This window comes from Pseudomonas sp. B20 (genome assembly GCF_020515755.1).
GTDB lineage: Bacteria > Pseudomonadota > Gammaproteobacteria > Pseudomonadales > Pseudomonadaceae > Aquipseudomonas > Aquipseudomonas syringae.
In genome coordinates this window covers 18,336-36,023 of record NZ_JAHPJG010000008.1, presented here as the reverse complement: position 1 = coordinate 36,023, position 17,688 = coordinate 18,336, and the positions used below count along the sequence as shown (strand labels likewise).

Genomic DNA, 17,688 nt, shown 5'->3' with positions numbered 1-17,688 from the left:
GTACGCCAGGCCTCAGGCTTTGCGATGACTAAAGATGCCCAGTGCCCGTTCAATACATTGCGCGGTTTTTCCGAATGCCTGTACGGAAATTTCCGACAAGGCCCCGCCGCCCTGGTCGGCGACCACCAGCAGCATGACTTTGCCGTTGTTGCTCAGCGAGCGAATAAGCCAGTGCTGGCCGCTGAACAGGGTTTTCAACTGCGGGGGCAGCAGCGCGGCAAATTGCGCACTGTTGGCGGGTGTCATGCGTAACTGCGTTGGCTGGGTCAGCAGGCGTTGCAGCACGGTGCTTTCCTTGATGAACAGCTGCAAGGTAGCTGCGTCCTTTGGCAGGCCGGCAGTCTGATTGACGCGCAGCACCGTTGACGTCTTGTCCAGCATCAGCAGCATGACCCGCTCCATGCCACACGAGATAAATGCATCGCGCGCCGAAGTCGTCAGGTGCATGGCGTTGATGAACGGGCTGGGGTCCTGCAGCAGCTCGGCGCATTGCTTGCGCCACAGTTGCAGGGCGTCGGCCGATGGCGGCGGTGCAGGCTCGTTGTCACGCCTTACACGCCGTGCGTCCCACGGCCAGATCAGCGATTCGGCCGGGTGCCAGAGGTCTTTTTCCGCATGGACGCGTGCGCTGCTGGCGGCATTCTGGTGCGCCTGTTGCTGTACTTCGCTCATCGACTGTTGCAGGTACAGGCTGGTCAGCCGTTCCCAGCGCAGGCAGTGCGGGCTGTTCCAGGCCTGTTGTGCGGCGAGCGCCAGGCCGTTGCCCAGCAACACAGTATTGGCGGGCTGATTCAGCCAGCGGCGCAGGTTGGGGTCGTCGTCCATGAGTTGTTGCTGCTGCAGCGGGCTGTTGTCTTCGCGGGCGATGCGCAGCGCCTTGGCCAGATCGCGTCGCTCGTTGATCAACAGCTTATAGCCGCGCGTAACCCAGATCGGCAGGCGCCAGAACTCGGCGAGTGCCAGGCACAATTCCAGCAGGTTGACGCCGAACAGCTCTTTTTCCACTGCAACGCTGGAATGGCCCTTGTGGATAACCCGCAGCTCCAGTTCTTCGAGCAGCTTCGGATAGGCCAGCGCCATCGGCCAGAGCGGCGACAGAAACAGCAGGCTGCCCATGTGGATGTCCTGCCAGAGTCGCGCAAGGCGGCTGGCAAACAGGCCGTTGGCCTGTTGCGTGGCGTGCTGGCTGACCAGAATCAGCTGGCGATAGGCTGCAGGAATTTCTTCGGGCGGCTTGGCCGGCAAACGGCCCAGCAGGACTTCGGTACGCGCCAGACCCAGGCGGTTGATCGCAATTTCGAGGCTCTCGGCCTGCTCGGTCAAGCCGTGGGTGTGATGGTTGGCCTCGCGCATCACGCTGAGCACCAGCGCAGGACTTTCCTGCATCATTTCGGCGATTTCACGCAGCGACCGACGACTGTCGTTCAGTGCAGCGCGGACGTGTCCATGATTGACGGCAGGGACCGGCAACGCGATGCCGTCAAGCAGTTTGACCCAGGCATCCAGCGTCTTCGGAACGAGGTGATGTGCTGCGTGTACTGTCGGCATTCGAGGGCCTGTGCGGCTGATTATCTGAGCTGGGAAACCGCCAGCGTACGGGGCGCTGAGGCCATTTTCCTCCTTTTATGGAGGCGCATAAATGGGTTTTTCAAAAGAACCGGCTATAGTCTGGCCCAGTTAGGCCGATAAGGAGAAGAAGAGATTCAACAACTTCCGGACTGTCCCTGAACCCGACTCAGTAAAGTATTTTTTCCTATGGCTAAAATCATCGGCATCATTGTCGTCCTCGCAAGTGTCATCGGCGGATATGTGCTGTCCCATGGCAAGGTCATGGCGCTGTTCCAACCGTACGAGGTCTTGATTATCGGCGGTGCTGCGCTGGGCGCGTTCCTCCAGGCCAACCCTGGCTACATGTTCATGCACGTGTTCAAGAAGTCGCTGAAGATGTTCGGTACGCGCTTCACACATGCCTATTACCTCGAAGTGCTGGGGCTGGTTTACGAAATCCTCAACAAGAGCCGCCGTGAAGGCATGATGGCGATTGAAGGGGATATCGAAGACGCTGCCTCCAGCCCAATCTTCGCCAAATACCCGGGTGTGCTCAAGGATGAGCGCATGACTGCGTACATCTGCGACTACCTGCGCATCATGTCGTCCGGCAACATGGCTCCCCATGAGCTGGAAGGTCTGTTCGACATGGAACTGCTGAGCATGAAAGAAGACCTCGAGCATCCATCCCACGCCATTACCGGTATCGCTGACGGTATGCCCGGCTTCGGTATCGTGGCTGCGGTACTGGGTATCGTAGTGACCATGGCGTCGCTGGGTTCCGGCGACAAGGCTGCGATCGGTATGCACGTAGGTGCGGCGCTGGTCGGTACGTTCTTCGGTATTCTCGCGGCTTACGGTTTCTTCGGTCCTCTGGCCACCAGCCTTGCGCATGATGCCAAGGAAGAAATGAACGTCTACGAGGCCATCAAGGCGTCGCTGGTGGCCTCGGCCTCCGGCATGCCGCCTTCGCTGGCTGTCGAGTTCGGCCGCAAGGTTCTCTATCCGCTGCATCGCCCCAGCTTCAGCGAGCTGGAACAAGCGGTTCGCGGTCGCTAAGTCATGGAAAATAATCAGCCGATTATCATCAAGCGCGTAAAGCGCTTCGGTGGCGGACATCACGGCGGTGCCTGGAAAATCGCGTTTGCCGACTTCGCGACCGCGATGATGGCGTTCTTTCTGGTGCTGTGGCTGATGTCGTCTGCCACCCCCGAGCAGTTGCTCGCGGTCGCCGGTTATTTCAAGGACCCGGTCGGCTTCTCGGACAGCGGTTCGCCGTACGTGATCGATCTGGGTGGTTCGCCGGAGATGTCGCCGAACCAGACGCTGAACCCTGAAGTTCAGACCACGCCGTCGCCGGATACGGTGCCGATCGAAGCGGAAAATGCCGAGACCAAGGCTGAAGCAGTGGAGCAAGAGCGTCTGGAGATGCTGCTCCAGGAGTTGCAGACCAAGGTCGAGGAAAATCCGCAGCTGCAGAAATTCAAGGATCAGATTCTGTTCGAAATCACTCAGGACGGTTTGCGTATCCAGATCATGGATGCGGAAAACCGGCCGATGTTCGACTCGGGCAGCGCGCGTCTCAAACCTTATTTCGAAGACATTCTGCTGGCCCTGGCTGACACCATCAAAAGTGTGCCGAACAAGGTCAGTATCAGCGGCCACACCGATGCGACGCCTTTCGTGGGCAGTGGCGGGTTCGGCAACTGGGAGCTGTCGGCCAACCGTGCCAACGCTGCACGCCGTGCGCTGGTAGCCGGGACCTATCCGGATTCACAAGTGGCCAGGGTGGTGGGGTACGCGTCGTCTGCTCTTTATGACCGCCAGAACCCGACCAACCCGATCAATCGCCGCATCGATATCGTGGTGCTGACCAAAAAGGCCCAGCACCGCATCGAGGGCGATCAGAACTCCGGCGGTGCGCCAGTCACGCCAGTCACGCCAGCAGCACCGGCAGCACCGGCGCCTTCGACACCCGCGGCTCCGGCGGTACCTGCTGCTCCGGGGGCTTCGACAGCGGCGCCACCTGACCCGCAGGCCTACGCACAGCCGCGCGAGATCCGGCAGAAGCTGAACATCTTTGACGATGGCAAGTTGCGGGTCGAGCCGGCCCAGAACTGAGCTGTAACCGATACAAAAACGCCGCGATCATCGCGGCGTTTTTGCGTGCGGCGTTCGGTGCTCAGTAACTGTCTTGCGGCAGGCTGGCAATGATCGAGCGGTAGCTGTTCATGCGCTGCTGTTGCACACGGCCGTCCTCAAGCCCTTTGAGCAGGGCGCAGCCCGGTTCGCGATCATGCTTGCAGTCACGAAAGCGGCAGGTGCCGATCAGGTCGTTGAACTCGATGAAGCCTGCCTCTACGTCGGCACGACTGACGTGCCCCAGGCCGAACTCCCGGATGCCCGGTGAGTCGATCAGATCGCCGCCGCGCGGGAAGTGGAACAGGCGCGCGGTGGTCGTGGTGTGTGTGCCCTGGCCGGAAACTTCCGACAGCGGGCCGACCCGAGTGTCCGTTTCCGGCAACAGGCTGTTGACCAGCGAGGACTTGCCGACGCCGGACTGGCCGACGAACACGCTGATGTGCCCGTCAAGCTGGCTTTGCAGGCTCTGCATGCCGTCACCGTGGTGTGCGGACACTTCCAGCACCGGATAACCCAGCGTGCGGTAGACCGCCAGCAGCGCATTGAGCGCGGGCGCATTCTGCTCGTCGATCAGGTCGGCCTTGTTGAGCAGCAGCAAAGGACGAATCCCGGCATGCTCGGCGGCCACCAGGTAGCGGTCGATCAGGTTGGCATGCGGCTCGGGCATCGGTGCGAAGACGATCACGATCAGGTCGACGTTGGCAGCCACAGGCTTGAGCTGGCCGCGTGAATCCGGGCGGCGCAGTTCGGTGGTGCGAGGCAGTTGCGCGACGATGACGCCAATGCCCTGATTGCCGGCGCGCCATACCACGCGATCACCGGTCACCAGTGCAGGCAGGTTGGCGCGCAGGTGGCAGCGAAAGACCTGACCGGTCGCTTCGCCTTCCTGGGCCTCGACTTCGACTTGCACGCCGAAGTGAGCGATCACCAGGCCCGTCTGCTCGGGCCCGAGGTCGCCACCCTCGAGTGTTTCAAGCGTAGCGGACTCGCGTTTTGCCGCGCGGGCAGCACGCTCGCCCTGAATTTTTTCGATGCGCCAGTTCTGACGACGATTGAGTTGGCGTTTGGCCATGGGTGTTCCGATGTGATGTAACCGATGAATTAGGCAGTACGATGGATCGGCAGGAGTCTAGCACGGCAGGGTGAGCTAAACTGCGCGCCTACGCTGAGGAGTCGACACATGCAGAACAAGCAGAACCTGATCTGGATCGATCTGGAAATGACCGGTCTGGACCCTGATACCGATGTCATTATCGAAATGGCCACGATCATCACCGATAGCGAGCTGAACACCCTGGCCGAAGGCCCGGTGATCGCTGTGCATCAGAGCGACGAAACGCTGGCGAAAATGGACGAGTGGAACACTCGCCAGCACGGCGGTTCGGGCCTGACCCAGCGCGTGCGGGAAAGTACCGTCAGCATGGCTGAAGCCGAGGCGCAGACCCTTGAGTTCATCAAGCTGTGGGTGCCAGAGCGCAGTTCGCCGATCTGCGGTAACAGCATCTGCCAGGATCGCCGCTTCCTGTACCGCCACATGCCAACGCTGGAAAACTGGTTCCACTACCGCAATCTGGATGTCTCGACCCTCAAGGAACTGGCTGCGCGCTGGTCCCCCGAGCTGAAATTCAAGAAAGGCAGCACCCATCTGGCGCTCGACGATATCCGCGAATCGATTGCCGAGCTGCGCTTTTATCGCGAGCACTTCATCAAGGCCTGATCGGGACTCGCGGGTGCAGTGAATAATCTTCGCTGCACTCTTTCAGTGCGTTGGTCGGCTGGTTAGACTGCGCGCCTTTGTCGCAGAGTCGCCGCCATGTTGCTGATGCTTTATCTGATCGCTATCACTGCTGAAGCCATGACGGGAGCCCTGTCTGCGGGGCGACGCGGGATGGACTGGTTCGGCGTGGTGCTGATCGCCTGCGTCACGGCGCTGGGTGGCGGGTCGGTGCGCGACGTGCTGATCGGTCATTACCCGCTGACCTGGGTCAAGCATCCGGAATATCTGGTTCTGACCAGTGTGGCGGCGCTGGTGACAATCTTCATCGCGCCACTGATGCGTCACCTGCGCTCACTGTTTCTGGTGCTCGACGCACTGGGGCTGGTGGCCTTTACCCTGATCGGCTGCATGACCGCGCTGGAGGCCGGGCACGGTCTGCTGATCGCGTCAGTCTGCGGCGTGATCACCGGGGTTTTCGGCGGCATCCTGCGCGACATCTTCTGCAACGACATCCCGCTGATCTTCCGCCGCGAGCTGTACGCCAGCGTGTCTTTTCTGGCCGCGTGGTGTTTTCTGCTGTGTCAGTACCTGCAACTGCCCAACGAACAAGCGGTACTGATCACCCTGTTCGGCGGCCTGCTGCTGCGCCTGCTGGCGATTCGTTTCCGCTGGGAAATGCCCAAGTTTGTCTATAAAGACGAGCCTTGAAGAGGGGGAAGTCCACGAGCGGCATGCCCAAGCTAGTCTTGTGGGAGGCAATGTTGTTCAGTCATAGCCATGTATGAGCGAGCCGGGCCACGCTTCGCTTGCTCGCGAAGGCTGACTGACAGAGGCATAAATCTCCGGCGATTGTCCCTGCCTCTTCGCGAGCAAGCTCGCTCCCACAGGAATATCCAGGGGGTACCTTTAAAGCGGCGCCACGCCATGCCGTTGCAGCGCCCATTCCACGTGTTCCCTGACCAGTTCCGAAGGATAATCGCGCCGTGCTTGCAGGGCCTCGATCACCGGGATGGTGGAGGGCGCATTGCCCAGCCCCACGGCCAGATTGCGTAGCCAGCGCTCATAACCTGCCCGGCGCAATGGCGAGCCTTCGGTGCTGCCGAGGAATTTCTCTTCATCCCAGAGGAACAGCTCGGCCAGCCCGGCGTTGTCCAGGTTGTGGCGCGGCTGAAAGTCGCTCTGCTCGGTTGGACGGGCGAAGCGGTTCCACGGGCAGACGATCTGGCAATCGTCACAGCCGAACACCCGGTTGCCGATCAGTGGCCGCAGCTCTTCGGGGATCGCCGTCTTCAGCTCGATGGTCAGATAGGAAATGCAACGCCGCGCGTCCAGCACGTAAGGGCCGATAAACGCCGCCGTCGGGCAGATGTCCAGGCATGCCGTGCAGCGCCCGCAATGTTCGGTCGCATGGGGCGCATCCACTGGCAACGGGATATCGACAAACAGCTCGCCGAGAAAGAAGAAGCTGCCCGCCTTGCGGTTGAGCACCAGCGTGTTCTTGCCGATCCAGCCCAGCCCGGCCTGTTCGGCGATGGCTTTTTCCAGCACCGGCGCGCTGTCCACGAAGGCTCTAAAGCCAAACGGCCCGATGGCCTGCTGAATACGCTCGGCCAGTTGCTGCAGGCGCTTGCGGATGAGTTTGTGATAATCACGGCCCAGCGCGTAACGTGAGACGTAGGCTTTTTCCGGCTCGGTCAGGCGCTGCGCCATCTCGGTGTCGCCCGGCAGATAATCCATGCGCAGCGACACCACGCGCAGCGTTCCCGGCACCAGCTCAGCGGGGTGGGAACGTTTGCTGCCATGGGCTGCCATATAGTCCATTTCCCCGTGATAGCCTGCATCGAGCCAGCGTTGCAGATGCTGTTCGTGCTCTGCCAGGTCCAGGCCGCTGATCCCGACTTCCTGAAAACCCAGCTCACGCCCCCACGCCTTGATTGAGACGGCAAGGGCGGCAAGATCATCGGAAGTGGGAAGTACAGCAGTAATAGCGGACATGCGCAGAGAGAAACCGGGGCCAAGGTGCGTATAATTCTGCCAGACATCGGAGCCCATAGACGCATGTTCGACACTAAACCTCATTTAACCGACGCGCTGTACAGCGCTGCGCAGGTCCGCGACCTCGACGCACGGCTGATTGCGGCCGGTACACCCGGCCTGGAATTGATGCTGCGCGCTGCGCAAGCGTTGTGGCACACCCTGCTTCGGCGCTGGCCGGAGGCCAACGAGCTGACCGTATTGACCGGGCGTGGCAACAACGCCGGTGACGGGTATCTGGTCGCTGCCATGGCGCACAAGGCCGGCTGGCAGGTCCGGGTGCTGGCTGTCGGCGACCCGGCCGCACTGACCGGTGATGCCGCGGCGGCGCATGCTGCGGCTTTCGGTATTGATATTCAGGCATGGGCCGGGCAGCCGCTGGCCGGTGTCGTGCTGGATGCCTTGCTCGGCACCGGGCTCGACGGCGAGGTGCGCGAGCCCTATGTCTCGGCCATCAACGCGATCAACAACAGTGGTCTGCCAATAGTCGCGGTGGATATTCCATCGGGCTTGAGTGCAGATACCGGACAGACGCTGGGTGTCGCGGTGCGTGCCGATGTGACCGTTACGTTCATCGGCCTCAAACTGGGGCTGTTGACGGGTGATGCGGCGGACCTGGTGGGTGAGCTGATTTTCGACGACCTGCGTGCAGACCCGGCGCTGGTGGCGCAAGCGCCGTTCAGTGCGACGCGCCTCGATAAACACAACCTGCCGCCACTGGCAGCACGCCCGCGAACCGCCCATAAAGGCCTGTTTGGCCGGGTGCTGGTCATCGGTGGCGATCACGGTTTTGGCGGCGCAGCGTTGCTCAGTGCCGAAAGCGCCCTGCGCAGCGGTGCAGGCATGCTGACGCTGGCGACAAGGCCCGAGCATGTTCCGGCCGCCCTGACGCGCATGCCGGAAATCATGAGCGCGGCGATTCATTCGGCCAACCAGCTGATGGGCTTGATCGAACCAGCCAGCGTGTTGGTGGTCGGTCCTGGACTGGGGCAGGCGGCCTGGGGGCGCAGCCTGCTGTCGGCGGCTGCCAATGCGGATCGTCCGCAGGTGTGGGACGCCGATGCGCTGAACATGCTGGCCGCCGGGCTGGTCAGCCTGCCCAAAGGCAGTGTCATCACCCCGCATCCGGGCGAGGCGGCGCGGTTGCTGGGCGTGGGCATCAAGGACGTTCAGGCTGACCGGGCTGCTGCAGTGCGGGCGCTGGCGCGTAAATTCGATACGGTTTGTGTGCTCAAGGGCTCCGGCAGCCTGATTGCCGATGCCAGCGGGCAACTGGCGCTGTGCGACCGCGGTCATCCGGCCATGGCCACCGCGGGGCTGGGTGACGTGCTGGCCGGATTGACCGGCGCGCTGATGGCGCAGCATCTCAAACCGTTCGACGCGGCCTGTCTGGCCGTGTGGCTCCATGCAAGCGCCGGTCAGAAAGTCGGTGAGTGCGGTCGAGGGCTGGCCGCCAGCGATATTATTCCTGCCATTCGTCAGTTATTGGAGGAGCTGCAACCGTGTCTGATTTAACGCTGCATGTGGTGGGCGAAGAGGCAATGATGGATTTTGGTGCACGTCTGGCCAAGGTCACTGAAGGCCTTGGCGTCATCTTTCTGGATGGCGATCTGGGCGCTGGAAAAACCACGCTTTCGCGGGGATTGATTCGCGGCTTCGGGCATGTCGGGGCCGTCAAGAGTCCTACTTTCACGCTGGTCGAACCTTACGAAATCGGCGCGATAAAGGTGTTTCACTTTGACCTTTACCGGCTGGTCGATCCGGAAGAACTCGAGTACATGGGCGTGCGTGATTACTTCGACGGCGACGCACTTTGTCTGATTGAATGGCCCCAGCGTGGTGCAGGCTTTTTGCCAAAGCCTGACCTGACCATTACCATTGGGCCGCACGGAGAAGGTCGGTCCGTGATATTGAGCCCGCTGGGCTCGCGTGGCGAACGCTGGTGTGCCACTTTGGCTTTGGAATTCAAATAGATATGGGGTTAGGTATGCGCATGCGCGCGCTGGTTACTGTAGTTGGTCTGCTGTTGATGGCCCTGGCTGTCGAGGCGGTTGCCGCTACGCAAGTACGAAGTGTCCGCTTATGGCGAGCGCCGGATAACACACGTCTGGTCTTCGACCTGACGGGGCCGGTTCAGCACAGCCTGTTTACCCTGACTTCGCCTGACCGTCTGGTGATCGATATCAATGGTGCGACGCTTGGCGGCCCCTTGAACGTACCGACGGCCAATACGCCGATCAGCAGCATGCGTTCTGCGCAGCGCACGCCTACCGACCTGCGCGTGGTCATCGACCTGAAAAAGGGTGTGACCCCGAAGAGCTTCACGCTGGCGCCGAATCAGCAATACGGCAACCGCCTGGTGGTCGACCTGTACGACAACGCCGCCGATGCCAATCCGACACCGGTGATTCCGGATACCGCTGCCAACACTGCGCCCGCGGTTCCGGTCAGCCCGGCCAAGCCTGAAATCAAGCTGACCCCGGTGCCGAACGGTAAGCGCGACATCGTCGTGGTGATCGATGCCGGGCACGGCGGGGAAGACCCTGGTGCCTCGGGCGGTGCCGGTCAGAAAGAGAAAAACGTGGTGCTGTCGATTGCCAAGGAGTTGCAGCGCCAGGTGAATGCCGAGAAAGGCTACCGCGCCGAACTCACGCGCACCGGCGACTACTTTATTCCGTTGCGAAAACGTACCGAGATCGCCCGTTCCAAGGGCGCCGATCTGTTCGTGTCGATCCACGCCGACGCCGCGCCGTCCTCCGCTGCGTTCGGCGCGTCGGTGTTTGCCTTGTCCGATCGGGGGGCTACTTCCGAAACCGCACGCTGGCTGGCGGACAGTGAAAACCGTTCCGACCTGATTGGTGGTGCCGGCGCGGTCAGCCTCGATGACAAGGACCGCATGCTCGCAGGCGTGTTGCTGGACTTGTCCATGACCGCGTCGCTGTCTTCGAGCCTGAACGTTGGTCAGAAGGTATTGAGCAATATTGGCCGCGTGACCTCGCTGCACAAGTCACGTGTCGAGCAGGCGGGCTTCATGGTGCTCAAGTCGCCGGATATTCCGTCGATTCTGGTGGAAACCGGCTTTATCTCCAATGCCAATGAGGCCAACAAGCTCGGTTCTGCGTCGCATCAACAGGCGCTGGCGCGTTCGATCACGTCGGGCGTCAAACAGTTCTTCCAGCAGAACCCGCCGCAGGGCACCTATATCGCCTGGCTGCGTGATAACGGCAAGCTGGCCCAGGGGCCGCGCAATCATGTCGTTCGGTCCGGCGAAACCCTGGCCATGCTCGCCGCGCGCTACGACATGAACATCGCCACCTTGCGCAGCGCCAACAATCTGAAGTCCGATGAATTGAAGATCGGCCAGGATCTGCGTATTCCAAGTTCCGAGGTGGCGACTCAGTAATGACCGATCTCCTGCTCGACGGCGCCGAAGCCGATAACGCTCAGACTGCCCTGAATGCAGCACGCATCGAACTGCTCAGTCCGCGTCTGGCCAACCAGATTGCGGCGGGCGAAGTTGTCGAGCGTCCGGCTTCGGTGATCAAGGAGCTGCTGGAAAACAGCCTCGATTCCGGCGCGCGGCGCATCGATGTCGACGTCGAGCAGGCCGGTATCAAACTGTTGAAAGTGCGTGACGATGGCGGCGGTATCTCTTCGGACGATCTGCCATTGGCGCTGGCACGCCACGCGACCAGCAAGATTCGCGACCTGGAAGACCTCGAGCGGGTCATGAGCCTGGGGTTTCGCGGCGAAGCGCTGGCTTCGATCAGCTCCGTGGCGCGCCTGACCCTGACCTCGCGCACCCGCGACGCCGATCAGGCCTGGCAGGTCGAAACCGAAGGTCGTGACATGGCGCCCCGCGTGCAGCCGGCCGCGCATCCGGTAGGCACCTCCGTTGAAGTGCGCGACCTGTTCTTCAATACGCCGGCCCGACGCAAGTTTCTGAAAGCCGAAAAAACCGAATTCGATCATTTGCAGGAAGTCATCAAGCGCATGGCGCTGGCGCGTTTCGACGTGGCCTTCCACCTGCGTCACAACGGCAAGACCGTGCTGAGCCTGCATGAAGCGCATGACGATACCGCCAGAGCGCGACGTGTCTCGGCAATCTGCGGGCCGGGCTTTCTGGAGCAGGCGCTGCCCATCGAGATCGAGCGCAATGGCCTGCATCTGTGGGGCTGGGTAGGGCTGCCGACTTTCTCGCGCAGCCAGGCCGACCTGCAATATTTCTTCGTGAATGGTCGGGCAGTGCGCGACAAGCTGGTCGCCCACGCGGTGCGTCAGGCGTATCGCGACGTGCTGTTCAATGGCCGTCATCCGACCTTCGTGCTGTTTTTCGAGGTTGACCCCGCTGCTGTGGACGTCAACGTTCACCCGACCAAGCATGAAGTGCGCTTCCGCGACGGGCGTATGGTGCATGACTTCCTGTATGGCACGCTCTACCGTGCGCTGGGCGATGTGCGCCCTGAAAATCAGCTGGGTGGCAGCGCGCCGGTTGTCGCCGAAACGCGCCCGAGCGGGCCTGATGCTGGCGAATTCGGGCCGCAGGGTGAAATGCGTCTGGCCAACAATGTGCTGGAGCAGCCCCAGGGCGAGCCGGTTGCCCGGCCTGCTGCCGGTGGCGGCGCTGGCAGCGGTTATCAGTATCAATACACGCCTCGGCCCACTGCTGGCGTGCCGGTGGCCGAAGCACAAAGCGCTTACCGTGAATTCTTCGCGCCGCTGCCCAGTGCCGCGCCCGCGTCGCTGCCTGAATCGCCCGGTGATATTCCGCCGCTGGGTTATGCGCTGGCGCAGCTCAAGGGTATCTACATTCTTGCTGAAAACGCTCACGGCCTGGTGCTGGTGGACATGCACGCCGCTCACGAGCGGATCATGTACGAGCGCCTGAAAATAGCCATGGCCAACGAAGGCTTGAGCGGCCAGCCATTGCTGGTACCCGAGTCCATCGCGGTCAGCCAGCGTGAAGCGGATTGTGCCGAAGAGCACCTTGCGACTTTCCAGCGCCTGGGCTTCGAACTTCAACGGCTCGGCCCGGAAACCCTGGCGATCCGCCAGATCCCTGCGTTGCTCAAGCAGGCCGAAGCCAATCGGCTGGTCAGCGACGTGCTGGCCGACCTCATGGAATACGGCACCAGCGACCGGGTGCAGGCGCACATGAACGAGCTGCTCGGCACCATGGCCTGCCACGGCGCGATTCGCGCCAACCGGCGTCTGGCCATCCCGGAAATGAACGGCCTGCTGCGTGACATGGAAAACACCGAGCGCAGCGGGCAATGCAACCACGGTCGTCCTACCTGGACCCAGATGGGTCTCAATGACCTGGATAAATTATTCCTGCGCGGTCAATGAATGAACGCTTTACCTCCGGCCATCTTTCTCATGGGGCCTACTGCTGCAGGCAAGACCGACCTTGCGATAGAACTGACCAAAGTGCTGCCCTGCGAGTTGATCAGCGTCGATTCTGCGTTGGTCTATCGCGGCATGGACATCGGCACCGCCAAGCCGTCGAAGGCGCAGCTTGCTGAACATCCTCACCGTCTGATCGACATTCTCGACCCGGCGCAAAGCTACTCCGCAGCCGATTTTCGCAGTGACGCTCTGGCGGCCATGGCGGAAATTACCGCACGCGGAAATATTCCTTTGCTGGTCGGCGGCACTATGTTGTATTTCAAGGCTCTATTGGACGGGCTGGCGGACATGCCGGCGGCCGATGCACAGGTCAGGGCGCAGCTTGAGGCAGATGCACAGGCCTTCGGCTGGCAGGCATTGCACGATCAATTGGCGGTGGTCGATCCCGTTTCGGCGGCACGTATTCACCCCAACGATCCGCAACGGCTGATCAGGGCGCTCGAGGTGTATCGCGTCAGCGGAATGAGCATGACGGCACATCGCGAGCAACAAACTGCGCAAAGTACCGAAGCAGCCGCATCAGGGCGCCAGCAATTGCCCTATACTGTCGCGAACCTTGCCATCGCTCCGGCTGATCGCAAGGTGCTGCACCAACGCATCGCGCTACGTTTCGAGCAAATGCTGGATCAGGGGTTTCTGGACGAAGTACTGGCATTGCGCTCAAGAGGTGACCTGCATTCGGGGTTGCCATCGATAAGAGCTGTCGGTTATCGCCAGGTCTGGGATCACCTGGATGGGAAGCTGACGCGGGATGAAATGCAGGAGCGCGGCATCATTGCAACGCGCCAGCTGGCCAAAAGGCAGTTCACCTGGCTACGCAGCTGGGAGGACTTGCACTGGCTGGACAGCCTGGCCAGCGACAATCTGTCGCGCGCCTTGAAATACCTGGGATCGGTCTCCATATTGAGCTGAGTCCCTGCAATAGCCGTCTATCCTTGGGGGGTGGTCGGTCAAGCTAATCGAATTCGATTTATTATTTTATTGATCCTTAAAGGAGTGCGGCACATGTCAAAAGGGCATTCGCTACAAGACCCTTACCTGAATACCTTGCGTAAAGAGAAGGTCGGGGTATCGATCTATCTGGTCAACGGTATCAAGCTGCAGGGTACGATCGAGTCTTTCGACCAGTTCGTCATTTTGCTGAAGAACACGGTCAGCCAGATGGTCTACAAACACGCTATTTCCACCGTCGTACCGGTTCGCCCGATTCGCCTGCCAAGCGCTACAGACGCTGACGGCGCGGACGCCGAGCCAGGTAACGCCTGATAGGAGTCTGCCTTGTTCTTTGAGCGCCACAGTGGTGGTGAACGTGCAATTCTCGTTCATCTGGATGGTCAGGACCCTGAGGCGCGCGAAGATCCGCAGGAGTTTCAGGAATTGGCCATCTCGGCCGGTGCCGATACCGTTGCGTTTATCAACGTGCCGCGTCATCGGCCTTCGGCCAAGTATCTGATCGGCTCTGGCAAGGTCGAAGAGCTTCGCGATCAGGTCAAGGCCGAACAGGCCGATCTGGTCATCTTCAATCACACCCTCACGCCCAGTCAGGAACGCAACCTCGAACGCGTTTTCGAGTGTCGTGTGCTTGACCGCACCGGTCTGATTCTGGATATCTTCGCGCAACGGGCGCGTACTCACGAAGGCAAGCTTCAGGTCGAACTGGCCCAGCTTGAGCACATGAGTACCCGTCTGGTCCGTGGCTGGACCCACCTTGAGCGACAGAAAGGTGGTATCGGCCTGCGCGGTCCGGGTGAGACCCAGCTCGAAACCGACCGACGTCTATTGCGGGTTCGCCTGCGGCAGATCAAGGGACGGCTGGAGAAGGTTCGCAGCCAGCGTGATCAGGCCCGTCGCGGGCGTCGTCGCGCGGATATTCCATCGGTTTCACTGGTGGGGTATACCAACGCCGGCAAATCGACCCTGTTCAACTCGGTAACCGATTCGGATGTGTTTGCGGCAGACCAGCTGTTCGCCACGCTCGATCCGACCCTGCGTCGTCTGCAACTCGATGACCTGGGGCCTATCGTGCTGGCCGATACCGTGGGCTTTATTCGCCACCTGCCGCACAAGCTGGTCGAGGCCTTTCGGGCGACGCTTGAAGAATCGAGCAACTCCGATTTACTGCTGCATGTGATCGACTCCCACGAGCCGGATCGCATGTCGCAGATCGAGCAGGTCATGGCCGTGCTTGGCGAGATCGGAGCCGAGGGCTTGCCGATCCTCGAGGTCTATAACAAACTCGATCTGCTTGAAGGCGTAGAGCCTCAGATACAGCGCGATGCCGACGGCAAGCCGCAGCGTGTCTGGGTTTCTGCCCGTGATGGTCGAGGGCTTGATCTGCTCAAACAGGCTATCGCCGAATTGCTTGGCGACGACCTGTTCGTCGGCACGCTGCTTCTGCCTCAAAGTCTTGCCCGGCTGCGTGCCCAGTTCTTTGAACTGGGTGCGGTGCAGAGCGAAACGCACGACGAGGATGGTGCCAGCGTGTTGGCCGTACGACTGCCGCGCGTTGAACTCAATCGACTGGTGAGTCGCGAAGGATTGCAGCCGCTGGAGTTCATCGAGCAACACACTTTGCAATAAAAGCACGAGAAAGCCGTTGTACGGCTTTCCCGAGCATTCTGTAGCATTGGTCGGCGCGCCGCGGGCGCGTCTTTGCTTTATCAGATGGAGAGCGCTATGGCTTGGAATGAGCCGGGTGGCAACTCGAATAATCAAGATCCCTGGGGTGGCAAACGCCGTGGCGGCGACCGCAAGGGACCACCTGATCTCGACGAGGCCTTCCGTAAGCTGCAGGAAAGCCTGAAGGGGTTGTTCGGCGGCGGTAACAAACGCGGCAGCGATGGCGGCGGCAGTGGCAATGGCGGCGGTTCAGGCAAGGGCGGTGGCCTCGGCCTGCTCGGCATTGGCCTGGTCGTGCTCGTCGCTTTCTGGCTGTACAGCGCTATCTATGTGGTTGACGAGCAAGAGCAGGCTGTCGTGCTGCGTTTCGGTCAGTACCACGAGACCGTGGGCCCGGGCCTTAACATCTACTTCCCGCCGTTCGATCGCAAGTACATGGAGAACGTGACTCGCGAGCGCGCCTACAGCAAGCAGGGCCAGATGCTCACCGAAGACGAGAACATCGTCGAAGTGCCGCTGACCGTGCAATACAAGATCAGCGACCTTCAGGCGTTCGTGCTGAACGTCGATCAGCCTGAAATCAGCCTGCAGCACGCGACTGAAAGTGCGTTGCGCCATGTCGTGGGTTCCACGGCGATGGATCAGGTGCTGACTGAAGGCCGCGAACTGATGGCCAGCGAAATCAAGGAGCGTCTGCAACGTTTCCTCGATACCTACCGCACCGGCATCACCGTGACCCAGGTGAACGTACAGAGCGCCGCCGCGCCGCGTGAAGTGCAGGAAGCTTTCGATGACGTGATCCGCGCCCGTGAAGACGAGCAGCGTGCACGTAACCAGGCTGAAAGCTACGCCAATGGTGTGATCCCGGAAGCCCGTGGTCAGGCTCAGCGTATTCTCGAAGATGCCAACGGTTACCGCGATGAAGTGGTTTCGCGTGCCAAGGGTGAGGCGGATCGCTTTACCAAACTGGTTGCCGAGTACCGCAAGGCTCCTGAAGTCACCCGTCAGCGTCTGTATCTGGACACCATGCAGGAAGTCTTCAGCAACACCAGCAAGGTGCTCGTGACCGGCGACAAGGGGCAGAACAATCTGCTTTATCTGCCGCTCGACAAGATGATCGAGAGCAGCCGCAGCGGTAACGGCAATGGCTCCAATTCAGGTACGCCATCGCAGTCGGCCAATGATGCTGCCGCTGCTGCCGCCGCTGCCCGGGCGAATGAGGCTCAGCAGCGCGGTGAAGTACGTACCAGGGAGACTCGCTGATGAGTAACAAATCGCTGATCGCCCTCATTGTTGGCGTGATACTGGCCGTCATTGCCTGGAACAGCTTCTACATCGTGTCCCAGACAGAGCGTGCGGTCCTGCTGCAATTCGGTCGTGTGGTCCAGGCTGATGTTCAGCCGGGTCTGCATGTGAAGGTTCCTTACGTGAACCAGGTGCGCAAGTTCGACGGTCGTTTGCTGACCCTCGATGCACCGACCCAGCGCTTCCTGACACTGGAAAAGAAAGCGGTCATGGTCGATGCTTACGCCAAGTGGCGTGTGAAGGATGCGGAGCGTTTCTACACCGCGACTTCCGGCCTCAAGCAGATCGCCGACGAGCGTCTTTCGCGTCGTCTGGAATCCGGCCTGCGTGACCAGTTCGGCAAGCGCACCCTGCACGAAGTCGTGTCGGGTGAGCGAGACGCGCTGATGGCGGATATCACCGGTTCGCTGAACCGCATGGCCGAGAAAGAACTGGGTATCGAAGTTGTCGATGTCCGGGTAAAGGCCATCGATCTGCCGAAGGAAGTGAATCGCAGCGTTTTCGAACGTATGAGCACCGAGCGTGAGCGTGAAGCGCGCGAGCACCGTGCCAAGGGTAACGAGCTGGCTGAAGGCATCCGTGCCGACGCCGATCGTCAGCGTCGTGTGCTGCTGGCCGAAGCCTATCGCGAGTCGGAAGAAGCGCGTGGCGATGGTGATGCCCAGGCTGCCGCGATCTACTCCAAGGCGTATGGTCAGGACCAGGAGTTCTACGCGTTCTATCGCAGCCTGCGTGCCTACCGCGAAAGCTTTGCGAACAAGAGCGACGTGATGGTGCTTGATCCGAACAGCGAATTCTTTCGCTACATGGAAAAAGCCAAGCCGTAATTAATCATCCGCCGGGCGGCAAAACCGCCCGGTGGGGTGAACGTACGGTGAAACGTGTGTATCATGCGGCAGCCGGGAAATTCCCGG

16 protein-coding genes are annotated in these 17,688 nt (G+C 60.9%); 13 read left to right on the top strand and 3 right to left on the bottom strand.

Annotated elements, in window-relative coordinates:
- Positions 1-12: 12 nt before the first annotated feature.
- Complete coding sequence (locus tag LIX91_RS10740; RefSeq protein WP_003414465.1) at positions 13-1,548, bottom strand: HDOD domain-containing protein; 1,536 nt, start codon at positions 1,546-1,548, stop codon at positions 13-15.
- 207 nt (positions 1,549-1,755) lie between these two features.
- Here LIX91_RS10740 and motA point away from each other — a divergent pair, with 207 nt between their 5' ends.
- Positions 1,756-2,607, top strand: a complete 852-nt coding sequence (gene motA / locus LIX91_RS10735; RefSeq protein ID WP_032702578.1) for a flagellar motor stator protein MotA — start codon at positions 1,756-1,758, stop codon at positions 2,605-2,607.
- A gap of 3 nt (positions 2,608-2,610) precedes the next feature.
- Positions 2,611-3,669 carry a flagellar motor protein MotB gene (gene motB / locus LIX91_RS10730; RefSeq protein ID WP_226488464.1) on the top strand — a complete coding sequence of 353 codons (1,059 nt, stop codon included), beginning with the start codon at positions 2,611-2,613 and terminating at the stop codon, positions 3,667-3,669.
- 61 nt (positions 3,670-3,730) lie between these two features.
- Here the strand turns inward: motB and rsgA are convergent, their stop codons facing one another.
- Entirely contained in the window at positions 3,731-4,762 is a 1,032-nt protein-coding gene (gene rsgA / locus LIX91_RS10725; RefSeq protein WP_003317188.1) for a small ribosomal subunit biogenesis GTPase RsgA, read from the bottom strand.
- Positions 4,763-4,870: 108 nt separating this feature from the next.
- On the opposite strand from rsgA, the gene orn reads away from it, so the two are divergent.
- Together orn and LIX91_RS10715 are read left to right on the top strand one after the other, a co-directional pair.
- Complete coding sequence (gene orn / locus LIX91_RS10720; RefSeq protein WP_003317189.1) at positions 4,871-5,407, top strand: oligoribonuclease; 537 nt, start codon at positions 4,871-4,873, stop codon at positions 5,405-5,407.
- 96 nt (positions 5,408-5,503) lie between these two features.
- Complete coding sequence (locus LIX91_RS10715; protein WP_003343002.1) at positions 5,504-6,115, top strand: trimeric intracellular cation channel family protein; 612 nt, start codon at positions 5,504-5,506, stop codon at positions 6,113-6,115.
- 198 nt (positions 6,116-6,313) lie between these two features.
- On the opposite strand, the gene queG is transcribed toward LIX91_RS10715, so the two are convergent.
- Positions 6,314-7,402, bottom strand: a complete 1,089-nt coding sequence (queG, locus tag LIX91_RS10710) for a tRNA epoxyqueuosine(34) reductase QueG (RefSeq protein ID WP_046236101.1) — start codon at positions 7,400-7,402, stop codon at positions 6,314-6,316.
- Positions 7,403-7,465: 63 nt separating this feature from the next.
- Between queG and LIX91_RS10705 the strand changes: the two genes are divergently transcribed.
- The 9 genes from LIX91_RS10705 to hflC all read left to right on the top strand — a co-directional run bounded on the left by LIX91_RS10705 (position 7,466) and on the right by hflC (position 17,601).
- Positions 7,466-8,956 carry an NAD(P)H-hydrate dehydratase gene (locus LIX91_RS10705; protein WP_226488463.1) on the top strand — a complete coding sequence of 497 codons (1,491 nt, stop codon included), beginning with the start codon at positions 7,466-7,468 and terminating at the stop codon, positions 8,954-8,956.
- Positions 8,944-9,414 (top strand): tRNA (adenosine(37)-N6)-threonylcarbamoyltransferase complex ATPase subunit type 1 TsaE, encoded by a 471-nt coding sequence (tsaE, locus tag LIX91_RS10700; protein ID WP_003317192.1) that lies wholly within the window; start codon positions 8,944-8,946, stop codon positions 9,412-9,414. The genes LIX91_RS10705 and tsaE overlap by 13 nt, the downstream gene beginning before the upstream one ends.
- Positions 9,415-9,416: 2 nt before the next feature.
- Entirely contained in the window at positions 9,417-10,844 is a 1,428-nt protein-coding gene (locus LIX91_RS10695) for an N-acetylmuramoyl-L-alanine amidase (protein ID WP_198702760.1), read from the top strand.
- Positions 10,844-12,790 (top strand): DNA mismatch repair endonuclease MutL, encoded by a 1,947-nt coding sequence (gene mutL / locus LIX91_RS10690; protein ID WP_100072787.1) that lies wholly within the window; start codon positions 10,844-10,846, stop codon positions 12,788-12,790. Before LIX91_RS10695 ends, mutL begins: the two co-directional genes overlap by 1 nt.
- The gene (gene miaA / locus LIX91_RS10685) at positions 12,791-13,762 is read left to right on the top strand and encodes a tRNA (adenosine(37)-N6)-dimethylallyltransferase MiaA (RefSeq protein WP_003414475.1); all 972 of its coding nucleotides are present in this window, start codon (positions 12,791-12,793) and stop codon (positions 13,760-13,762) included.
- Positions 13,763-13,855: 93 nt separating this feature from the next.
- The gene (hfq, locus tag LIX91_RS10680) at positions 13,856-14,116 is read left to right on the top strand and encodes an RNA chaperone Hfq (RefSeq protein WP_002551819.1); all 261 of its coding nucleotides are present in this window, start codon (positions 13,856-13,858) and stop codon (positions 14,114-14,116) included.
- Positions 14,117-14,128: 12 nt separating this feature from the next.
- On the top strand, positions 14,129-15,430 hold the full coding sequence (hflX, locus tag LIX91_RS10675; protein WP_046236074.1) for a ribosome rescue GTPase HflX: 1,302 nt from the start codon (positions 14,129-14,131) through the stop codon (positions 15,428-15,430).
- 96 nt (positions 15,431-15,526) lie between these two features.
- Positions 15,527-16,732, top strand: coding sequence for an FtsH protease activity modulator HflK (gene hflK, locus LIX91_RS10670; RefSeq protein WP_226488462.1), 1,206 nt, complete (start codon positions 15,527-15,529; stop codon positions 16,730-16,732).
- Positions 16,732-17,601: a protease modulator HflC gene (hflC, locus tag LIX91_RS10665; RefSeq protein ID WP_003393535.1), complete on the top strand. Its 870-nt coding sequence runs from the start codon at positions 16,732-16,734 to the stop codon at positions 17,599-17,601. Before hflK ends, hflC begins: the two co-directional genes overlap by 1 nt.
- The last annotated feature ends 87 nt before the right edge of the window (positions 17,602-17,688 follow it).